Raw genomic sequence first — 20,726 nt, 5'->3', positions numbered from 1 at the left:
GGAGATACTAGGGGTAAACAAATCCGAAATACCCAATGTTTAACAAAAAATACAGCGGGTATAAAATAATACATCTAGATCCATACCCCTAAACTCCCTAGATGTCTTGAGTGGTACGTTTAAATACGCTATCGCTCTTTTTTGTTGGGGCTGTTATGAACAAAGTGAATTACAGCCCCAATATAAGTGAGAGCAAAGCGAACAGTTAGTCCTTCCCGGCTGTTATGAACAAAGTGTTCTACAGCCCCAATATAAGTGAGAGCAAAGCGAACAGTTAATCCTTCCTGGCTGTTATGAACAAGGTGTTCTACAACCCCAATATAAGCGAAGGCAGGCGAGCAATTAATCCATCAAACGAATACCCTGCGCATACAACAAAAAAACCACATAATCCATGTGGTTTCTAAAACGCATATTCAATTACCAATTACAGGAACATCAATACCCCTGTTAAAACAGAAGAGGCTACAATCGCAACAAGCATCAAAATAACGATAACTTTAGCAACTTTTTTGTTAGACATAAAATGAGACGGCTCCTTCCAAATAAAATCTCGATATCTCTATCATACTTACTTTATGTGAGAATTTCAAGTGAAATTAGTAGGAATTGGCTAATATTTTTTAAGAAACAGGATGGAGGTGAATAAAATGACACAAAATAACGCACAAGACCTTTTTCTAGAGTTGGTAGCGATTCCGTCCAATTCAGGTCAAGAGCAAGAAATCATGACCTATATCCAAACCTTTTTTTAAACAAATCAGTGTCCCTGTAAAAATTAGTAATCAGCAATCAGGCCTTGTCGCAACATTTTCATCAACGAATAAAGCTATGGAACAAATCCCAGTCATCGCATTTTCTGCGCACTTGGATACCGCCACATCGCCGGTTCTACCAGAAGTCATCGTCACAAATGGTTATGTCGAAACAGCCAATCGAGCTATCTTAGGTGCCGATGACAAAAGCGGGGTCGCCGCGATGCTTGCTGCTGCAGATACCCTTGCCAAAAGTGATCAGCCGCATGGACAAGTCGAATTTATTTTTACAACGAAAGAAGAAGAAGGGCTGACTGGTGCGAAATTATTTGATCTCGACCTTGTTGACGCTGCGTATGGCTATTGCTTAGATGCACCTGGCGCAGTCGGAGGGATGATCCGAACAAGTAAAACACATCTGCAATTGGATTTTTGGATTGAAGTTGGTGTCCCCCATGAAAAATCAGCCATTCAGATTGCTCGTGAGGCGATGAAGAAAATTCGCAAAAATTTCACGCTAGATACAGGGATCGCGTGGCAAGTCTATCATTTTGGTGGCGAAGTTTTAGAAAATGGAAACGAAAAGGTGACGATTCTCTCGGAGTTCTCCGCGGACTTTCCACTTGAAAATTGTTTACCGCTTGTCGAGAAAATTAAGCAACTATTCATCGAAACAGGCGTTACATATAAGGCAGATGTGCAAGATGTGACGCATATGAGCTACCATCATTTCAGCCTGCCAGAAACGAGTCGTCTCTGCGAAGTTGCGTCGGATGCTATGCAAGCACTCCGCATTCCTAAAAAAGCGCTCCAGCTTGAAGGTGGCACGGATGCGAATGTTTTCAATGATCGCGGCATTCCGTTTCTCGTCCTTGCGGCAGGCTTTGAAAATCCGCACACGACAAGTGAACGAATCGCGGTTTCAGAACTCGAAAAACTCACCAGGCTCGTTCTGGAAATAATAAAAATCACGGCAAACTGACAATAAATTCGCTAAATTCGGGTTTGTTTCGTTGCCGTAGCGCCAAAGTTTTGATATAGTTATTAGTGTTGAGAAAATGGCAGCATTCATTATAACGAATGACTCGAATGAGAAGGGACGAATGTGAAAAATGGCAAAACAAGAAATTGGCGTTATCGGAATGGGCGTAATGGGTCGCAACTTGGCCTTAAATATTGAAAGTCGTGGTTACAGTGTATCGATTTTTAACCGCTCTAGCGAAAAAACAGAAAGCAGTCGCAGAAGCACATAGCGACAAAAAATTGGTTCCTACGTATAACTTAGAGGAGTTTGTTAACTCCATCGAAGTACCTCGTCGTATTCTATTAATGGTACAAGCAGGTGCGGCAACGGATATGATGATTGATGCAGTCAAGCCCTTCCTAAGCCAAGGCGATATTTTGATTGATGGCGGAAATACGTTCTTTAAAGATACAATCCGACGCAACAAAACGCTAAGCGAAGAAGGTTTTAATTTTATCGGAACTGGTGTTTCTGGTGGGGAAGAAGGCGCGTTAAAAGGACCTTCTATCATGCCTGGTGGTCAACGTAAAGCCTATGATTTAGTTGCTCCAATTTTGCAAGAGATTGCGGCTGTAGCGGACGGCGAACCTTGTGTGACCTACATCGGCCCTGACGGCGCTGGACATTATGTGAAAATGGTGCATAACGGGATTGAGTATGGCGACATGCAATTAATCGCAGAAGCTTACACAATCCTAAAACAAATCGGTGGCTTAACAAATGATGAGCTTGCTGATGTCTTCACAGAATGGAATGACGGCGAACTAGATAGTTACTTAATCCAGATCACGAAAAACATCGTGAAAACCAAAGATCCTGAAACAGGTAAACCCATTGTGGATGTTATTCTTGATAAAGCTGGCCAAAAAGGAACAGGTAAATGGACAAGTCAAAGCGCGCTAGACCTAGGTGTGCCGCTTTCTCTTATTACAGAATCCGTATTCGCACGTTACATTTCTGCGCTAAAAGACGAACGCGTGCACGCAAGCACTGTTTTGTCTGGACCAAGCAATTATTCTTTCAACGGCGATAAAAAAAGCCTTCATAGAATCCGTACGCCGTGCTTTATATTTCAGTAAAATCGCGTCATATGCACAAGGTTTTGCACAAATGAAAGCAGCATCAGACGAATACGAATGGGATTTACAATACGGCGAAATCGCGAAAATTTTCCGCGCTGGTTGTATTATCCGCGCTCGTTTCCTACAAAAAATCACAGATGCGTACAATAACGATAAGAACTTAAACAACTTATTGTTAGATCCATATTTCAAGGATATCGCACATAACTATCAAGACGCATTGCGTGAAGTTGTCGCTGAATCTGTGAAAGCAGGAATTCCAGTACCAACATTTACAGCAGCAATTAGTTATTATGATAGCTACCGTTCAGAAGTACTATCTGCGAACCTAATTCAAGCACAACGCGATTACTTCGGCGCACACACGTATGAGCGCGTCGATAAAGCTGGGACATTCCATACAGAGTGGCCGGAGATTGATGAATAGAAGTGCTGAAACGGCCCGTTAGACCCGAAAAAATTTGTTAGGGGCCGCAGTTAAAACCCGCACTTGGTTTTTGCGGAGGGCACGAAAATTTCGAGGGTCTGGCCGTTGAAGCCGGATCCGGAGGCGTCAAACACGACGCCTCTTCAGATGCAGCAATTAAAAGAATGGTGACTTATCTCTATTTTGGAGGTAATCACCATTCTTTTTAAATGGCGTTCAACCCTTTTATAGCCAGTAATTCCAAACCACACGCATCATTTGTTCTCATGCATATTGAACTTCTCCAATTCTCTCATCTTTATTCGTTTCACCGGTCGTTCTTAGTTCAGCGCATAAGAACCACTGATGGGTTACCTGCTCGCTTCGCTCTCATGCATATTGAGGTTCTAATTCAGCATAAGACGCTTCATAAGAACCTCAACAATGAGAATCCAGTTAAAATCTACAAAGAAATTGCCTAAACAGACTGTTATTAGTTGTTTTTACCGTGATTTTAGTTACAATGGTAATAGGAAGATATCTGGTTTTTGAAGGTGGGGATAGTTGATGAATAGAATACTTATTGTAGAAGATGAAAAGAATTTAGCTCGCTTTATAGAACTGGAGTTGCAACATGAAGGTTATGAGACTGCGGTTGCCAATGACGGTCGTGCTGGCCTAGAGCTTGCAATTACGGAAGAATGGGACGCGATCCTACTTGATTTAATGCTACCGCAACTGAATGGTGTGGAGGTATGTAGACGCGTTCGTCAAGTCAAAGAAACACCGATTATTATGATTACCGCGCGTGATTCCGTTATTGACCGCGTTTCTGGTCTTGATCATGGTGCGGATGATTATATCGTAAAACCGTTCGCCATCGAGGAATTGTTGGCGCGGCTTCGTGCTTTGCTACGCCGTATCGAAACGAGTGAGAACGAGACGAAGCAAACGACATTGGAATACCGCGATATCGTTGTTGAGAAGGAAAGCCGCATCGTGAAGCGTGGTGAAGATATTATCGATTTAACCAAGCGTGAATACGAATTATTGTTGACTTTAATGGAGAACATAAATATCGTATTAACGCGTGAAGTACTTTTAAACAAAGTATGGGGTTATGAAACCGAAGTAGAGACGAATGTCGTAGATGTATACGTGCGTTATTTACGGAATAAAATCGATAATAAAAATGATGATGAGAGTTATATCCAAACAGTGCGTGGCACGGGGTATGTGATGCGTACATGACAACACCAAACACATTTTCTTTAAAGAGCCGCTCACTGAAATTTAAATGGACATTTGGAGCAAGTGCTGCTATATTTTTAACTTTTTTCCTATTCTCCTTTGCCATTTATCAAGGTATCGGTAGCATGCTTCTGGACGAGAAGGACGACACAGTGAAATCGGCGGCGTATGCAGCATCTGCTATCATTTATAATGCTGAATTAACTAGCGCATCAGGGAATATTACGAGCGAGAATATTGGGCCAATCGTAAAGGATAACATAGAATTAAGGTCCCGCCTTGAGGATCAAGTGCTTGTTTTTTACGATAAAGATGGCAAGCTAATCGAACAATACACTGCGGGTCAATATAATAATAAAGCCTACGCAAAAAATGATTATAGCAGTTATCTGGTAAAGCAGCCAACTCCAGCGTTGTCTAAACCTACCGTGCAAGGGCAACAAATGGTTATGTATCAAATTCCTATTATCGATAAAGCGGACAATGCCAGTATTATCGGATACATCCAAGTTATCAATCCAATGACATCCTATAACAGCATGATGGGCAAATTACTCGCAACGATGTTCTTACTCGGTGCTGTAGCTTTATTTATTAGTGGTATGCTCGGCTATCTACTCGCACAAAACTTCTTAAATCCACTTACAAAAATGGCAAAAACGATGAATGATATTCGCAATAACGGCTTCCAGAAACGAATCGAACCGACCGTCATCACAAAAGATGAAATTGGTGAGTTGACTATTGTTTTCAATGATATGATGGTGCAAATCGAACGTAGCTTTGAACAACAGAAACAGTTTGTAGAAGACGCCTCACATGAATTACGTACGCCAGTACAAATCATGGAGGGCCATTTAAAACTACTGAATCGTTGGGGTAAAGATGATCCAGAAGTGCTGGACGAATCGCTTAATGCTTCATTAACCGAGCTTGAACGCATGAAAAAACTCGTACAAGAAATGCTCGACCTATCGCGAGCAGAGCAAATTTCACAAACAAAAGAACTGCAACTCGTTTGCGTCAATGATGTTCTCGAGCAGGTGAGACGTAATTTTGAAGTCATGCATGAAGATTTCACATTTACTTTGGGCGAAGATGATAAAAATCTTCATGCCATGATTCAGCACAACCATTTAGAACAGATTTTGATTATTATTGCAGATAATGCGGTGAAATACTCTGGTGATGGCAAACAAGTCGATATGCATATTTATAAAGAGGCAGATAAAATTAAAGTCTCCATTAAAGATTATGGCGTCGGTATTTCAGCAGATGAAATTGATAAGATTTTCAACCGTTTCTACCGTGTAGATAAGGCGCGTAGTCGTGAAGTTGGCGGTAACGGTCTAGGTCTTGCAATTGCTAAAGAACTAGTTAGTGGCTATCTTGGTTCCATCCACGCCGAGAGTGAGGACCATGTTGGTACAACCATTACCATCGCACTCCCACTAATCAAGCAAAAAGAGGATAAAGCAGAATAGCAAAAAAAGACGTTTCCGCTACTCATCCATGAGAGTAGTAGAAACGTCTTTTCGTATTATTTTTTGTTTTGCTCGTGTTCTAATTGTTCGATTTCCTTCTCTTCTTTTTCCATCATTTCTACTTCTGGATGTTTTTTCATGTACAGTTTTTTCGTTAGAAGTGTTTGTCCTGCTAAGAAAAGTCCACCGACCGCCCAATATAGCGCAAGAGCTGCTGGAGCGGAGAGAGAGACAAAGAGAATCATGACTGGCGAAATGAGCCCCATAATTTTCATTTGTTTTTTCTGCTCTGGTGTGTAGCCAATCAGAGAAACAAAATACTGTAGTAAATAGATGGCACCGGCGATAATGGCCATAATCATATCTGGGCTACCTAAGCTAAACCAGAGAAATTCATGATGCGCAATATCAGAAGAACCACGAATCGCATAGTAGAACGCCATCAAAATTGGCATTTGAATAAGAAGTGGTAAACAACCCATTTGTAGCGGATTGATGTTATATTTGGAATAAACAGCCGTCATTTCTTGCTGAATTTTTTGTTGCTCTTCCTTGGAGGTAGCTCTTTTTAGTCGTGCTTGGATTTCATCAATTTCCGGTTTGGCAACAGCCATTTTTGACTGCATACCCATCTGCGCCTTAGCAGTACGCAAATTCAGTGGCATAATCAAAGCTCGGATTGCCAGTGTCGTCACGATAATTGCAATACCATAATTCCCACCAAATAACGAAGCAATCCATTCAATAACAGTCGTAAATGGCTTAATCAGGTAAACATAGAAAAAACCATCCGTATTTTGAGAAGGGTCCATGCTACAACCAGCCAACGCAAAAAAATAGCGCTGCAATCATAATGAGTAATACTATATTTTTCTTTTTCAATGTCTTATTTCCTCCTAAAAGTAAGTTCATTTGTATATGGTATCAGGAAAAAGACAAAGAATATTCATCATCTGTATTTGAAAAACGCGTTATTGCTTGGACGAGCCATACAATAATAAAGCGAAATCGATGTGTTTCTGCAGGCTTCCAATGCATAACAGGAAGTGGCGTGATGCACAGATGCTTCGAATGCAATACCATCGTGGGCTTCACCATCGCTAAGACGGGCCAATATCTGAACACAGCCATCGTCATGAAAAAAAGTCACATATAACGAAACATATTCTGGTCCAAGCGCCATCTGGATTAAAGTTTCAAACACACGCAGTCACTCCTTCCAATCTGAAATAAGTACAGCCTTAACTATAAGTGAAATACCATAGAAAAACAAGCTTTATCAGTATTCAATATCAAATGTTTTACGTTCTTCGACAGGAGCATCCTTATAAATATACACTTCACCAATTCGCGCTGATGGAGACGGGCCTTTTTTTCACCGCCTCAATGAATTTTTCTAAATCATCTTCTTCTGCAATCGCTTGAATTTCAACAGAACCATCTTGTAAATTTTTGACGATGCCGCTGATGTTCATCTTGTAAGCCAGATGCTTTGTGGTATAGCGGAAGCCAACGCCTTGAACCATTCCAGTTACGCGCATAATGACGGTTTTACGAGCCATAAGTCAATCACCTATCCTTTTTTATTAGTACTTCTAGTGTACCTTTTTTTCGCATGTTTTTCAAAAATAACATAGCCAAAAGCAAGTTACGGTGAGTTTCACATGCCTTGTGCTATAATGGTTTTACATATTATGAAGTGAATGAAAGTAAGGTGTTGGAAGATGGCGAAATTTCAAGTCATTGTGACAAAAGGGGAATATGAACCTTGGTGGTTTTTTGAGGACTGGCAAAAGGATATCGAATCATCGTTTGTGTATACAGAGAAAAGCGATGCGATGCTTCAATACCAAGCACTGGCTCAAGAATTAATGGCAACTTACCCAAATAATGCAGTCAAAAAAAAATGTGTTACTGGCAACTTGGTCGGAGGATGAAACACAATATTGCGAGGAATGTGACGATGATATACAAACGTTCCACGGACTGATTTTGTTTGCCGATGAACGTGTATACGAACCAACATCAGACGAACTGGCAACTTATTTTTCTTTTGAAGAAAGACTAAATTTGTCAAAGGACGCCTGATTTTTAGGTGTTTTTTTGATGAGAGGGGGATACAAAAATGGATGATCAACAGCGTTCAAGGCGCAAAGATGAACATATTGCGCTTGCATACAGGCAGTATAGTGCTGATTCGATAGCATTTCAGGATATTCGATTCGCACCGCAAAGTCTGCCTGCTTTTCATAAAGGAGAAGTGTCGTTACAGACTCAATTCGCAGGACAAGCGTTTGACGCACCGTTTTACATTAATGCGATGACCGGTGGAAGTACTCGAACGAAACAGCTCAATCAAAAACTGGCGATTATTGCGCGTGAGACTGGTTTGGCGATGGCGGTCGGTTCGCAATCAGCGGCGTTACATGATGCCGATCTCATCAGTACATATCGCATTGTCCGAACAGAGAATCCAGATGGCTCCATTTTTGCAAATCTGAGTGCAGATAGTTCGGTGGATAATGCCCGCAGAGCCGTTGATATGCTCGGCGCCAATGCTTTGCAACTACATATCAATGTCGCGCAGGAATTGGTGATGAAAGAGGGCGATCGTGATTTTTCTAACTGGTTACGCGCTATTGAAAAAATTGTTGCCATCCAAGAATTCCCCGTCATCGTGAAAGAAGTCGGCTTTGGAATGAGTCGGGATTTGATGGAACAACTGCAAGATACCGGCGCAAAGACCATTGATATCGGCGGTAAAGGCGGCACTAATTTTGCAAAAATCGAAACAGATCGCAGGCGCGACGGAGCCTATCAGTTCCTGGAAGACTGGGGTTTTACAACCGCTGAATCACTGCTCGATTGTCAAAATAGCTCCGTCGAAATTCTGGCATCTGGTGGCATTAAAACGCCACTCGATATTGTGAAATGCCTTGCGCTTGGAGCCAAATCAGTAGGCGTTGCGGGCGCTGTATTACATCAATTGAAAAAAAACAGATATGGAGCAAACTATCCAGATGTTGCTTGAGTGGAAAAGCGAGCTAAAAAGTGTCATGTCACTACTAGGAGCTAAAACAGTACCAGAATTAACGCAAAAATCACTACTCATTCAAGGCGAGCTACATCAGTTTGCAGCGTTAAGGCACGTTAATATCGACCATCTTGCCAACCGGACATAAAGAAGAGGAGCTGCTACCCGTTAAAGGTAACAACTCCTTTTTTCAATTACTTAGCGCTCATCGGTGTTTCAAGTCCCGCTAAACGAGCTTCCAAATCTTCTGGACTAAGCGCATGTTTTTTAACATATAGATTGGCAGGATGCGTCCGACATTCATGGGAGCAACTGCGTAAATATTTCTCCTCGTTCTCGACAGTTGCGAGAATCTGTTTGTTACAATATGGATTCGCACAGTTGATATAACGTTCGCAAGGGGTATCATCAAAGTAATCCTTACCAACAATCGTATGATCCACACGGTTAATCGGCACGGCAATACGCTCATCAAATACGTACATCATACCGTCCCAAAGATCGCCTTTTACTGTCTCATCTTTACCGTATGTCGCAATACCGCCATGTAATTGCGAAACATCCTCGAAACCAGCTGTTTTCAACCAACCAGAGAATTTCTCACAACGGATACCGCCCGTACAATAGGTGACTACTTTTTTATCTTCAAACATCTCACGGTTTTCTTCCACCCATTCTGGTAGGTCGCGGAATGTCTCAATATCTGGACGAATCGCACCACGGAAATGACCCAAGTCAAATTCATAGTCGTTTCGAGCATCTAAAACCACTGTATTTTCATCTTTCAGGGCCTCACGGAACTCTTCTGGCTCCATATAATTCCCTGTAATTTCTAAAGGATTGACGTCATTTTCGAGGGAAAGGGAAACAATTTCTGGGCGTGGACGTACGTGCATTTTTTGGAATGCGTGTTTGTCTGCCGCGTCAATTTTGAATACCATATCAGCAAAACGTGCGTCTGCATGCATGGCTTCGATATATTTCTCCGTTTCCTCTATAGTTCCTGAAACCGTGCCATTAATGCCTTCCTCTGCCACTAAAATCCGCCCTTTAAGACCGATTTCCTTGCACATAGCGAGATGTTCGGCTACGAATTGTTCAGGATTATCAATCGTTGTGTATTTGTAATATAACAACACTTGATAGCTGCTCATGTTCTAACCACCCTTAATTAATTTTATTGGAAAAATGAATTTCTTAGTTTGCGCATTGTCTATGATACTATATTTATGGCTGTTTATGCAAGGGCTAACGGGGGGATTCGAAACGAAATAGTTCAATATATGAAATAATTATTTAACCCACCTTCATTGTATGATATAATTTATTGTAGTGAAAAAAGAGAACATGAGAGTATGGGAGTGGTTCGTGTTGCAGTCAGGAGAAACACCGTTAGAAGAAACAATTGTACAAGATGTATTCGTCAAAAAGCGCAATAAGACAAAATGGTTTATCTACAAAATATTATTTATCACACTTGGCGCTATCTTAATGGGGGTTGGACTAGAGCTATTTCTAGTAAATAACCGAATCCTCGATGGTGGAATAGTAGGTATTTCCATCATTATTTCACAATTGACACCAGCGCCACTGGGTGTTTTGACTTTCGTTCTAAATATCCCATTCTTCATTATTGGGTATCGTAAAATAGGTAAGAGTTTTGCACTTTTCACACTATACGGAATTGCTGTCATGTCAGCAGTAACGCTCGTATTGCATGATTTAGAACCAGTGACCGATGATTTATTACTTGCCACTGTATTTGGAGGCGTTACACTCGGATTAGGCGTTGGTATTGTCATCCGAAATGGCGGTGCACTCGACGGAACGGAAATTGTCTCAATTATTATTAACGGGAAAACACCATTTTCGACAGGACAAATTATTATGGCCATCAATATTGTGATTTTCCTAGTAGCTGGGCTTGTTTTCAACTGGGATCGCGCGATGTATTCCCTGATTACGTATTTTTTAGCCTATAAAGTTATCGATATTGTCATTAGCGGTTTAGACGAATCGAAAAGTGCTTTTATTATCAGCCATCATTACGAAAAAATTGGCGCAGAAATCACCGACCAGCTTGGCAAAGGTGTGACGTACATTGATGCTACGGGCAGCTATTCTGGTGACATAAAAAAAAGTAGTTTTCGTTATTATCTCTCGCTTTGAAGAACCTAAGCTGATTTCTATACTAGATGACATTGACCCTGGCGCCTTTCTTGCTGTTGGGAATAACATGTCAGAAGTCCGTGGTGGGAAAATGATGAATAAGAAAACACCGCATTTATAGTATATTTAGATGTTCTCTTAATTGGGAGCATCTTTTTCACAAAAAAATAAGAACATATTTTCGCATTCCGTACTAAAGTTGGAGGATTATCTTCACATTCTATGCTATAATGCTAGAATACGAAAAAGAGGATAGGGTGGGTAATTTGGCAAATCAAACAAAAGAAGAAACCGTCTCGCTCAAAAAAAAGCGACGCGAAAAAAAGAAGCAAACAGCAAAATCTTACTCCTTTGAGATAAGTGGTGTTATTTTAGCCGGACTTAGCTTGATCGGCTTATTTCAACTTGGCTTTATTGGCCGATTAGTCTATGCACTAGGTGAATTTATTGCCGGTGAGCTAGCCATTATCCTTCTCACAGGCTTAGCCATTTTAGGCATTTATTTTATTTTTAAAGGGACGTTTCCAAATCTGTTCACGAAACGTTTGAACGGCTGTTATCTCATTTTCATTGGATTATTAACCTTTTTCGAAATGTGGTACGTCACGCACATACTCGCAGATGGAGCTACTGTGTTTGGTTCGATGTGGAAACTATTGAGCCAGAATATATGGCATCCCAGTCAGATTGACCAAGTCGGCGGTGGTATTATCGGATCAGGAATTGTAGCCGTTACCTATTTTTTGGTGGATCGAATTGGGACAAATATTATCGCCATGATTTTAGTATTATATGGTTTATCCTTGTTGACAGGCATCCCGCTAAAGACGGCATTTACAAAAATAACTGCTTTCCTTCACGGCGTATTTGATAAACTAAACCAGTTCTTTGAGGATCGCAAAAATAGCAAACCAAAACCTAAAAAAGTAACGAAACCTAACCCAAAGCAAAAACCTTTGATAGAAGCGGAGCCAATTCTTGAGGTCGCAGCAGAAAAAGTCGAACCAAAATTGCCACCAATTATCTCCAATTTCCAGAAAAAACAAGAAGCAGAGAAGAAAGCGGCGGAATTGAAATCAGACGAAGAGGTAGCACCAATTACTTTTCAGCAAGAATCATTTGAAAACGAAATTTATCAATTGCCACCCATCGATTTACTGACACCTGCAGAACCGACCGATCAAAGCGAAGAATACGATCAAATTAAAGCGAACGCACAAAAGCTAGAGTCGACCTTCGAAAGTTTTGGTGTCAAAGCCAAAATAACACAGGTTCATCTAGGTCCAGCGGTGACCAAGTATGAAGTGCAACCATCTGTCGGCGTGAAAGTTAGTAAGATTGTTGGACTGAGCGACGACATTGCTTTGGCGCTCGCTGCAAAAGATATTCGAATCGAAGCACCGATACCAGGAAAATCAGCCATCGGTATCGAAGTAGCGAATCAAACAGTAGCCATGGTCGCGCTGCGTGAAGTTTTGGAAAATAATCCGAGCGATCGCCCAGATGAGAAGCTTCAGATTGCTTTAGGGCGCGATATTTCGGGAGACGCCATTGTTGCCAATCTCGATAAAATGCCTCATTTACTTGTTGCTGGAGCTACAGGAAGCGGGAAATCAGTATGTATCAATGGTATCATTACCAGCATATTGCTACGCGCCAAGCCGCATGAAGTGAAGATGATGATGATTGATCCAAAAATGGTCGAGTTAAATGTGTATAATGGGATTCCTCATTTGCTCGCACCTGTTGTCACCAATCCTAAAAAGGCCGCACAAGCCCTCCAAAAAGTAGTTTCGGAAATGGAGCGGCGTTACGATTTATTTTCGCATACTGGCACACGAAACATGGCAGGCTACAATGCACATGTTCGTCAACATAATGAACAAAATGAAGCCAAACAAGCCGAATTACCATTTATCGTCGTGATTGTTGATGAGTTAGCAGACTTAATGATGGTTGCTTCCAACGATGTGGAAGATGCGATTACACGTTTGGCACAAATGGCACGTGCAGCCGGTATTCATTTAATCATTGCAACACAGCGTCCTTCTGTTGACGTTATTACCGGTGTTATCAAAGCAAACATCCCATCACGAATTGCTTTTGCCGTGTCGAGTTCGATTGACTCACGTACTATTTTAGATATGGGCGGCGCTGAAAAACTGCTTGGACGCGGGGATATGCTGTTCCTTCCAGTCGGTACCAGCAAACCTGTACGGATTCAAGGTGCGTTTTTGTCCGACCAAGAAGTAGAGGACATCGTATCTTTCGTCGTTGCCCAACAAAAAGCGCAGTATAACGAAGATATGATTCCTGACGAAGTACCAGATGTTGCAGTGGAGGCTGAAGACGAACTTTATAACGAAGCCGTGGAACTCGTACGTGAAATGCAAACAGCTTCTGTCTCCATGCTACAACGTAAATTCAGAATCGGCTACAATCGCGCAGCCCGAATCATAGACGAGATGGAACAACGTGGTGTTGTAGGTCCACATGAGGGTAGTAAACCACGCCGTGTGAACATTGGTGATATACCAGAATACGAAGAATAATTCTCCATATAAAAGACGCAGGAGCATTTTTAGCCTGCGTCTTTTTATTTTTTTTTAGAATAGTTCTTTCAGCTGCTCTTTTATCTCAGCATGGTGATCGTCGTACTTTGCTTCTGTCCGTTGTAATAATTCATCGAAAAAGGCTGGTAATTTGTCTTGACTCAGCTCAACGCCTTCCGCAGTAATCCCGCCTTTTGTCGCCACACGCTTGATCAACGAATCGAACGTATAACCTTGTTCCGCCAACAATTTAGAAGTCCCAGCTAAGGAATTACTTATCATTTGGAAAACTTCCGGCTCCGTTAGGCTCGACTTACGAACAGCGGCTTGTACAAATTGCTCAAAGATAGCTGCAATAAATCCCGGAGAGGAGCTAGTCAAATCACTCGCCAAATCAATATTTTCTTCCGCAACCTCTTGCACCGTACTAAACGTTCCTAATGCATCATTCAGCCACGCTTGGTTGGCAGCAGAAACCGCCATATCATGATTCACTAGGCTAGTTCCAATACCTACCGATGTTGTCAGAGAAGGAATCAGTTTACTATACTGCGCATTCGTCGTCACTTGTTTTAAATCTTCTACAGAAACACCCGCCGCAATCGAAATCACATGTTTTTCACTAGAAAGAGCTACTTTATTCTCTAGCAAAACAGGCAGTACTCCAAGTGGCAACACACAAACAAAGGTATGTTCAGCTTGCTCAAAAACTTCCAGACTCGTCTTAGCAATCGTAATCTCTGGGAATAAATCATGAATTTCTTGTAATTTCGCATTTTCCGAACGTGTATAAATAATCAAATCTTTAGGTGCAACGTCAGCATGTGCTAAAAACTGGCGCGTCAACAAATCCGCCATACTACCGTAACCAATAAAACCAACTTTCACGCTAATCATCTCGTCTCTATTAAAAATTATGCTAACTTTTCAAGCATATACCTATTATGCAAATCTTTCATGACACTTGCAAGCCTTTTACTCTCTAAAAAGAAATACTATTCAGAATATATTTGGAATATTTACTTTGAGCTTCGATATTTATTTATTTGAAATTCCATGGTATATTAAAAAGAGTTAGAGTATCCGTTTTCAAGGGACGACGTTAGATTCAGCAAAAGGGGAACTTAAATCATACATATTTTCTAATCGTTCGTACTTGGGATGCTAATAACTACTATTTTATCTCTCGGGAGGGGTTTTAAGGTGAAAAAGCGTACATTTGCTTTAGCACTATCCATGATAATGGCAACAGGCGTTGTGCTTGGTGCATGTGGATCATCAGATGACAGCAAGAAGAGTAGCGGTGACAAGGATAATTTTACTGTAGCAATGGTAACAGACACTGGTGGGGTTGATGATCGTTCATTTAACCAATCCGCATGGGAAGGTATACAAAAGTTTGGTAAAGCGAATGACCTTGAAAAAGGAACAAATGGCTATAACTACTTGCAATCTGCATCAGAAGCGGATTTCAAAACAAACCTAAACACAGCTGTTCGTAATAATTTCAGTCTTATCTATGGCATTGGCTACAAACTAAAGGATGCTATTGAAGATGTCTCTAAACAACAACCAAAAAATAAATTTGCGCTTGTTGATGACACGATTACAGATCGCGACAATGTTGTAAGTATCGGATTCGCGGATCAAGACGGTTCATTCCTTGTTGGTGTTGTTGCTGGTTTAACAACGAAAACAAACAAAGTTGGATTTGTTGGCGGTGTGAAAGGTGCAGTTATCGATCGTTTTGAAGCTGGATTCACAGAAGGCGTAAAAGCTGTGAACCCGAAAGCAGAAGTAAAAGTACAATACGCAAATGATTTCGCAAAAGCAGATAAAGGCCAACAAATTGCAGCTGGTATGTACAATGGTGGCGTAGATATTATTTTCCACGCAGCTGGTGCAACTGGTAACGGTGTGTTCGCTGAAGCTAAGAACTTAAAGAAAAAAGATCCAGCTCGTGCTGTATGGGTAATCGGTGTTGACCGTGACCAGTGGGACGAAGGTGCTGTCACAGCAAATGACGGCAAAGAATATAACGTAACGCTAACATCTGAAATCAAACGCGTAGATATCGCAGTTGATGATTTAGCAACACGCACAAAAGCAGGAGACTTCCCAGGTGGCGAGAAGATTGAATACGGCCTTGATAAAAATGCTGTAGGCCTTTCTGAAAGCCAAGATAACCTATCAAAAGAAGTTCTAGCTAAAGTGGAAGAATACAAACAAAAAATCATTGATGGCGACATTAAAGTTCCAGAAAAACCTTGATGATTGCTTCTTAATCTAAAAGCCGGTGTAATACCGGCTTTCAGACTGTAGACAAATCGCTTTACATGATATTTCTCCAAACCTCAGCGTGTCGACAAATGCTTAGTTTCTAGGCAAAAGCGAGTACCAGCGCAGAGCGTACTAGAGTACGAGAGCACTGGAACGGAGCTTTTAACGACGAAAATGAGTATTTGTCGACACGCTGAAAGCCGGTGTAATGCCGGCTTTTATTAATATTGCTAGAAGTTTTTTATTTTTCGTTCGCTTTGTAAGCGTTTCAACCTATAAAACGTTGGATTATATTCTCTAATCTTAGGTCAAAAAGCATATTTTTATAAAATATCGACTATTTTTATGCTTTTTTTCAAAAAAGGAATTGCAATGTGGTGCATTTAGAAATAGAATAAGGTGATGACTTTTTTGGAAGACTACATATTTCGCTTTATTCACGAATTAAGAAGGAACTTTTTTACATACATGCAGATCTTGTAAAACGGTTTACATCAAAAAAAGAAATCAATCCATTCACGTAAAAAAAGTGGATATCAGCTATTATAAAGGGAGTGAGACAGTGGATTATGTTATTGAAATGTTAGGGATCAGAAAGGAATTTTCTGGGTTTGTAGCAAACGATAACATTACCTTACAGCTCAAGCGTGGCGAAATTCACGCGCTGTTAGGTGAGAATGGTGCTGGGAAATCAACACTAATGAATGTTTTGTTCGGACTTTATGAACCAGATGGTGGCGAAATTCGTGTCAACGGAAACGTGGAGGCGATTAATAGCCCCAATAAAGCCAATGACCTCGGAATCGGCATGGTGCATCAACATTTTATGCTTGTCGATAAATTTACTGTTGCCGAAAATATTATTTTAGGAAAAGAGCCGAGCAAGTTTGGCGTGATTGAAAAGAAGAAAGCCATCGAAGAAATCCGAGCTATCTCAGATCGTTACGGCTTGAAAGTAGATCCAAATGCTAAAATAAGTGATATCTCAATTGGTATGCAACAACGTGTAGAAATTTTGAAAACATTATATCGTGGGGCGGATATTCTTATTTTCGATGAACCGACTGCTGTTTTGACTCCGCAAGAAATTAAAGAACTTATCTCGATTATGCGAACGCTTATCAAAGAGGGTAAATCAATTATTCTGATCACACATAAATTAAAAGAAATCATGGACGTTTGTGATCGTGTCACCGTTATTCGCCGTGGTAAAGGGATGGGAACTGTTAATGTCCCTGAAACGAGTCCACAAGCGCTGGCAAATCTCATGGTTGGGCGTGAAGTCGTCTTTACAACCGAGAAAACGCCTGCTACTCCTGGTCAAGATGTGCTTGAGGTAAAAGATCTTGTCGTGAAAGAAAGCCGTGGAGTCGAAAGCGTCCGCGGTCTAAATCTGACTGTGCGTGCCGGCGAAATCGTTGGTATTGCAGGGGTAGATGGCAATGGTCAAAGCGAACTTATCCAGGCCATTTCCGGACTAACGAAAACAACAAACGGCTCGATTTTACTGAAAGGAGAACATATTGAAAACAAGAAACCACGTCGTATCACGGAATCAGGCCTCGGTCACATTCCAGAAGATCGTCATAAACATGGTCTTGTTTTAGAAATGTCACTCGGTGAAAATATCGCCTTACAAACGTATTACAAAAAACCGATTTCGAGTAAAGGTTTCCTTAACCATAAAGAAATGTATGACTTCGCTCGTAAGCTTATCGAGGAATACGACGTTCGGGCAAGTAGTGAATACGTTGCGGCTAAGGCACTTTCCGGTGGGAATCAACAAAAAGCGATTATCGCCCGTGAAATTAGTCGAGATCCGGATTTCCTCATTGCAGCACAACCGACACGTGGACTTGACGTTGGAGCGATTGAATTTATTCATAGACGCCTTATCGAGCAACGTGACGACGGAAAAGCTATCTTGTTGATGTCCTTTGAGCTCGACGAAATCATGAATGTAAGTGATCGTATTGCCGTTATCTATGAAGGAAAAATCGTAGCTATCGTGAAACCTGAAGAGACGACAGAGCAAGAACTCGGCCTTCTTATGGCTGGATCAGCAAAAGCGGAAACGGGGGAGAAAACACATGTCTAAGAAAATACAAGCCCTTGTCATCCCTATTACAGCTGTTATCCTTGGTTTGCTGTTCGGTGCTCTCATTATGTTACTATTCGGATATAATCCAGTAGACGCCTATATTGCGCTTTTCCAAGGTGCATTTGGTGATTCCTTCTATCTCGGAGAAACAATCCGTCAAGCAACGCCTTATATCTTAGTTGGTCTGTCGATCGCCATCGCTTTCAAGGCTGGACTTTTCAATATTGGTGCAGAAGGTCAACTTTTAATGGGTTGGATCGGTGCCGTTGCGGTAGGTTTAACGTTTGACGGCTTAGATAAATGGATTCACTTACCGCTTGCTCTTTTAGCAGGTATCATCTGTGGTGCTTTCTGGGCTTTCATTCCAGGGATTCTAAAAGCCACACTAAAAGTAAATGAAGTTATCGTAACGATCATGTTAAACTATACGGCGCTTTATATTTTCAACTATATCGTGCAAAATGTCCTGACAAAACAAATGGACAAAACAAAAGAAATTCCTTCATCTGCTTCACTTCAATCACCCTTCCTACAAGAAATGACGCAATACTCATCACTTCACTGGGGAATCTTGATTGCTGTTGGTTGCGCACTAATTATGTGGTTAGTTATCAATAAAACAACATTTGGTTATGAGCTGAAATCAGTCGGATTCAACCAAAATGCCTCTAAATATGCAGGGATGAGCGTCGCGAAAACGATTGTCATCTCGATGATTATCGCAGGTGGACTCGCTGGACTTGCGGGTGCGATGGAAGGTCTTGGAAACTACGGTACAGCATATGTATTACCAACATCTCCTGGTACTGGATTTGACGGTATCGCCGTTGCATTACTTGGCGGTAACTCACCAATCGGTATTATCTTCTCCGCCATTCTGTTCGGAGCACTAAAAGTAGGATCGCTAAACATGCCTGCTGTCGCTGGAGTTCCAAATGAGCTAGTAAACGTGGTTATCGCGCTTATTATCTTCTTCGTTGCATCCAGTTATATCATCCGCTGGGCAATGGATAAATTTGCGAAGAAGGGGGCGAAAACAAAATGATTTCGACTTTAGCGATTATTGTCTCTAGTACATTGTTAATGGCTGGACCACTCATTTTCACAGCGCTCGGTGGCGTTTTCTCCGAGCGAGGCGGCGTTGTTAATATTGGTCTGGAAGGTATGATGATTATGGGTGCCTTCTCATCCATCGTCTTTAACCTCACATTCGCCGATGTCTTCGGGAACTGGACGCCATGGGTTGCCCTTTTTGCTGGGATGTTTGTCGGTGGTATTTTCTCGCTCGTACACGCTGTGGCAACGATTAATTTCCGCGCCGACCATGTTATCAGTGGTGTCGCGATTAACTTTTTAGCACTCGGTATTTCTTTATTCCTTGTCAAAGTTATTTATGATAAAGGACAAACCGATCAAATTAAGCACTATTTCGGAAAACCAGATATTCCAGTTCTAAAAGATATACCAGTGATTGGCGATATTTTCTTCAAAAATGTCCCAATCATGAGTTACGTCGCTATTCTGGTGGCGATTGCATCATGGTTCATCATCTATAAAACACGATTCGGCTTGCGTCTTCGCTCTGTCGGGGAACACCCGCTAGCAGCAGACACAATGGGAATCAAAGTTCGTTGGATGCGTTACCAAGGTGTTATCATCTCCGGTATTCTAGGTGGATTAGGTGGCGCAGTTTATGCCCAATCCTTTACACTCGATTTCGGTCATGCGACGATTTCTGGACAAGGTTATATGGCCTTGGCTGCCATGATTTTTGGTAAATGGAACCCGCTTGGTGCCATGGGAGCCGCGATTTTCTTCGGATTTGCGCAGTGCCTCAGCATCATCAGTGGACAACTACCATTCTTCAGCGGCATTCCAGATGTCTACTTGCAAGTTGCACCGTACGTATTAACGATTTTTGCGCTAGTTGGTCTTATCGGTAAATCCGAAGCACCTAAAGCAGATGGCGTGAATTACATTAAAGGAAAATAATCTCCACCACCCAGTTTCGCACGTATTCGCGAAATTGGGTGGTTTTTAGTTTGTACCATTTGTTTAGCGAGGAATAATAAGGTACAATAAACAGTGCTTAGCCAAATAAGGAGGGATTTTTTAATGACAACTCAAAAACAGGAATACAAAGAACAAGTTGGCGCCATTCAGTTAACGCTTATTCCTTCTGACAAATATAAATCCAATAAAATTGTGTTTAAATTCAGAGCACCACTTGACCGTGCCACAACAACGAAACGCGCGTTAATCGCCGCGTTAATCGAGACAAACACGAAAAAATATCCAACGCAGACTGCTTTTCGTAAAGAATTAGCAAGTTTATATGGAGCTAATTTTTATGCATCCGTAGATAAAAAAGGAAATGAGCATATTATTACGGCTGTTCTGGATATGGTTGATGGCCAATTCGTGCCAAATGGTGATACGTTGCTTCAACAAGCTTTCACGCTGATTCAAGAGATTATTTTCAATCCTAACGTGACGGATGGCAGCTTCCATGATGCAACCGTTGCCCGGGAAAAAGAGAACTTGGCGCAACGTTTGGAGAGTGTGTATGATGATAAAATTCGGTACGC

14 protein-coding genes and 6 pseudogenes are annotated in these 20,726 nt (G+C 41.4%); 14 read left to right on the top strand and 6 right to left on the bottom strand.

The window, feature by feature from the left end; genetic code table 11:
- Nucleotides 1-427: 427 nt before the first annotated feature.
- Nucleotides 428-523, bottom strand: a complete 96-nt coding sequence (gene prli42, locus PCORN_RS18260; protein ID WP_077913806.1) for a stressosome-associated protein Prli42 — start codon at nucleotides 521-523, stop codon at nucleotides 428-430.
- A gap of 212 nt (nucleotides 524-735) precedes the next feature.
- On the opposite strand from prli42, the gene PCORN_RS06270 reads away from it, so the two are divergent.
- The 4 genes and pseudogenes from PCORN_RS06270 to PCORN_RS06250 all read left to right on the top strand — a co-directional run bounded on the left by PCORN_RS06270 (nucleotide 736) and on the right by PCORN_RS06250 (nucleotide 6,002).
- Nucleotides 736-1,737 (top strand): M20/M25/M40 family metallo-hydrolase, encoded by a 1,002-nt coding sequence (locus PCORN_RS06270; RefSeq protein WP_338151763.1) that lies wholly within the window; start codon nucleotides 736-738, stop codon nucleotides 1,735-1,737.
- Between the two features lie 130 nt (nucleotides 1,738-1,867).
- Nucleotides 1,868-3,288 (top strand): annotated as a pseudogene (gndA, locus tag PCORN_RS06265) (NADP-dependent phosphogluconate dehydrogenase).
- A 546-nt stretch (nucleotides 3,289-3,834) separates the two neighbouring features.
- Complete coding sequence (locus tag PCORN_RS06255; RefSeq protein ID WP_036078578.1) at nucleotides 3,835-4,518, top strand: response regulator transcription factor; 684 nt, start codon at nucleotides 3,835-3,837, stop codon at nucleotides 4,516-4,518.
- Nucleotides 4,515-6,002: a HAMP domain-containing sensor histidine kinase gene (locus PCORN_RS06250; protein WP_036078576.1), complete on the top strand. Its 1,488-nt coding sequence runs from the start codon at nucleotides 4,515-4,517 to the stop codon at nucleotides 6,000-6,002. Before PCORN_RS06255 ends, PCORN_RS06250 begins: the two co-directional genes overlap by 4 nt.
- A gap of 56 nt (nucleotides 6,003-6,058) precedes the next feature.
- Here the strand turns inward: PCORN_RS06250 and yidC are convergent.
- The 3 genes and pseudogenes from yidC to PCORN_RS06235 form a co-directional block, all read right to left on the bottom strand.
- Nucleotides 6,059-6,884: pseudogene (gene yidC, locus PCORN_RS06245) on the bottom strand (membrane protein insertase YidC).
- A gap of 67 nt (nucleotides 6,885-6,951) precedes the next feature.
- The gene (locus PCORN_RS06240; RefSeq protein ID WP_036078575.1) at nucleotides 6,952-7,206 is read right to left on the bottom strand and encodes a hypothetical protein; all 255 of its coding nucleotides are present in this window, start codon (nucleotides 7,204-7,206) and stop codon (nucleotides 6,952-6,954) included.
- Between the two features lie 75 nt (nucleotides 7,207-7,281).
- Nucleotides 7,282-7,564 (bottom strand): annotated as a pseudogene (locus tag PCORN_RS06235) (acylphosphatase).
- 162 nt (nucleotides 7,565-7,726) lie between these two features.
- Here PCORN_RS06235 and PCORN_RS20135 point away from each other — a divergent pair.
- The 3 genes and pseudogenes from PCORN_RS20135 (at nucleotide 7,727) to fni (ending at nucleotide 9,184) form a co-directional block, all read left to right on the top strand.
- Complete coding sequence (locus tag PCORN_RS20135) at nucleotides 7,727-7,939, top strand: DUF1033 family protein (RefSeq protein WP_241433095.1); 213 nt, start codon at nucleotides 7,727-7,729, stop codon at nucleotides 7,937-7,939.
- Nucleotides 7,893-8,090, top strand: a complete 198-nt coding sequence (locus PCORN_RS20130) for a DUF1033 family protein (protein WP_241433094.1) — start codon at nucleotides 7,893-7,895, stop codon at nucleotides 8,088-8,090. Before PCORN_RS20135 ends, PCORN_RS20130 begins: the two co-directional genes overlap by 47 nt.
- A 37-nt stretch (nucleotides 8,091-8,127) precedes the next feature.
- Nucleotides 8,128-9,184 (top strand): annotated as a pseudogene (fni, locus tag PCORN_RS06225) (type 2 isopentenyl-diphosphate Delta-isomerase).
- Between the two features lie 46 nt (nucleotides 9,185-9,230).
- Here fni and trhO read toward each other — a convergent pair.
- Nucleotides 9,231-10,190 (bottom strand): oxygen-dependent tRNA uridine(34) hydroxylase TrhO, encoded by a 960-nt coding sequence (trhO, locus tag PCORN_RS06220; protein WP_036078573.1) that lies wholly within the window; start codon nucleotides 10,188-10,190, stop codon nucleotides 9,231-9,233.
- 193 nt (nucleotides 10,191-10,383) lie between these two features.
- On the opposite strand from trhO, the pseudogene PCORN_RS06215 reads away from it, so the two are divergent.
- Nucleotides 10,384-11,326, top strand: a pseudogene (locus tag PCORN_RS06215) (YitT family protein).
- A 145-nt stretch (nucleotides 11,327-11,471) separates the two neighbouring features.
- On the top strand, nucleotides 11,472-13,757 hold the full coding sequence (locus PCORN_RS06210) for a DNA translocase FtsK (protein ID WP_036078758.1): 2,286 nt from the start codon (nucleotides 11,472-11,474) through the stop codon (nucleotides 13,755-13,757).
- A gap of 54 nt (nucleotides 13,758-13,811) precedes the next feature.
- Here PCORN_RS06210 and proG read toward each other — a convergent pair whose 3' ends face one another.
- Nucleotides 13,812-14,654 carry a pyrroline-5-carboxylate reductase ProG gene (proG, locus tag PCORN_RS06205; protein ID WP_036078571.1) on the bottom strand — a complete coding sequence of 281 codons (843 nt, stop codon included), beginning with the start codon at nucleotides 14,652-14,654 and terminating at the stop codon, nucleotides 13,812-13,814.
- 306 nt (nucleotides 14,655-14,960) lie between these two features.
- Between proG and PCORN_RS06200 the strand changes: the two genes are divergently transcribed.
- The 5 genes and pseudogenes from PCORN_RS06200 to PCORN_RS06180 form a co-directional block, all read left to right on the top strand.
- Nucleotides 14,961-16,028 (top strand): BMP family lipoprotein, encoded by a 1,068-nt coding sequence (locus PCORN_RS06200; RefSeq protein WP_036078569.1) that lies wholly within the window; start codon nucleotides 14,961-14,963, stop codon nucleotides 16,026-16,028.
- Between the two features lie 571 nt (nucleotides 16,029-16,599).
- Complete coding sequence (locus PCORN_RS06195; protein WP_036078568.1) at nucleotides 16,600-18,135, top strand: ABC transporter ATP-binding protein; 1,536 nt, start codon at nucleotides 16,600-16,602, stop codon at nucleotides 18,133-18,135.
- Complete coding sequence (locus tag PCORN_RS06190; RefSeq protein ID WP_036078565.1) at nucleotides 18,128-19,183, top strand: ABC transporter permease; 1,056 nt, start codon at nucleotides 18,128-18,130, stop codon at nucleotides 19,181-19,183. Before PCORN_RS06195 ends, PCORN_RS06190 begins: the two co-directional genes overlap by 8 nt.
- Entirely contained in the window at nucleotides 19,180-20,130 is a 951-nt protein-coding gene (locus PCORN_RS06185) for an ABC transporter permease (protein ID WP_036078562.1), read from the top strand. The genes PCORN_RS06190 and PCORN_RS06185 overlap by 4 nt, the downstream gene beginning before the upstream one ends.
- A 123-nt stretch (nucleotides 20,131-20,253) precedes the next feature.
- A pseudogene (locus PCORN_RS06180) lies at nucleotides 20,254-20,726 on the top strand (insulinase family protein); the annotation flags it as partial.

Origin of the sequence: Listeria cornellensis FSL F6-0969 (genome assembly GCF_000525855.1) — a bacterium.
GTDB classification, from domain to species: domain Bacteria; phylum Bacillota; class Bacilli; order Lactobacillales; family Listeriaceae; genus Listeria_A; species Listeria_A cornellensis.
Note: the sequence above shows the minus strand (reverse complement) of the source record. Positions and strands in the feature narration are given on the sequence as shown.

Coding starts and splice junctions, on each gene's coding strand:
- PCORN_RS06250 (WP_036078576.1), top strand. CDS start 4,515: ATGACAACACCAAACACATTTTCTTTAAAGAGCCGCTCACTGAAATTT.
- PCORN_RS20135 (WP_241433095.1), top strand. CDS start 7,727: ATGGCGAAATTTCAAGTCATTGTGACAAAAGGGGAATATGAACCTTGG.
- PCORN_RS06190 (WP_036078565.1), top strand. CDS start 18,128: ATGTCTAAGAAAATACAAGCCCTTGTCATCCCTATTACAGCTGTTATC.
- proG (WP_036078571.1), bottom strand. CDS start 14,654: ATGATTAGCGTGAAAGTTGGTTTTATTGGTTACGGTAGTATGGCGGAT.
- PCORN_RS06185 (WP_036078562.1), top strand. CDS start 19,180: ATGATTTCGACTTTAGCGATTATTGTCTCTAGTACATTGTTAATGGCT.
- trhO (WP_036078573.1), bottom strand. CDS start 10,190: ATGAGCAGCTATCAAGTGTTGTTATATTACAAATACACAACGATTGAT.
- prli42 (WP_077913806.1), bottom strand. CDS start 523: ATGTCTAACAAAAAAGTTGCTAAAGTTATCGTTATTTTGATGCTTGTT.
- PCORN_RS06255 (WP_036078578.1), top strand. CDS start 3,835: ATGAATAGAATACTTATTGTAGAAGATGAAAAGAATTTAGCTCGCTTT.
- PCORN_RS20130 (WP_241433094.1), top strand. CDS start 7,893: ATGCAGTCAAAAAAAAATGTGTTACTGGCAACTTGGTCGGAGGATGAA.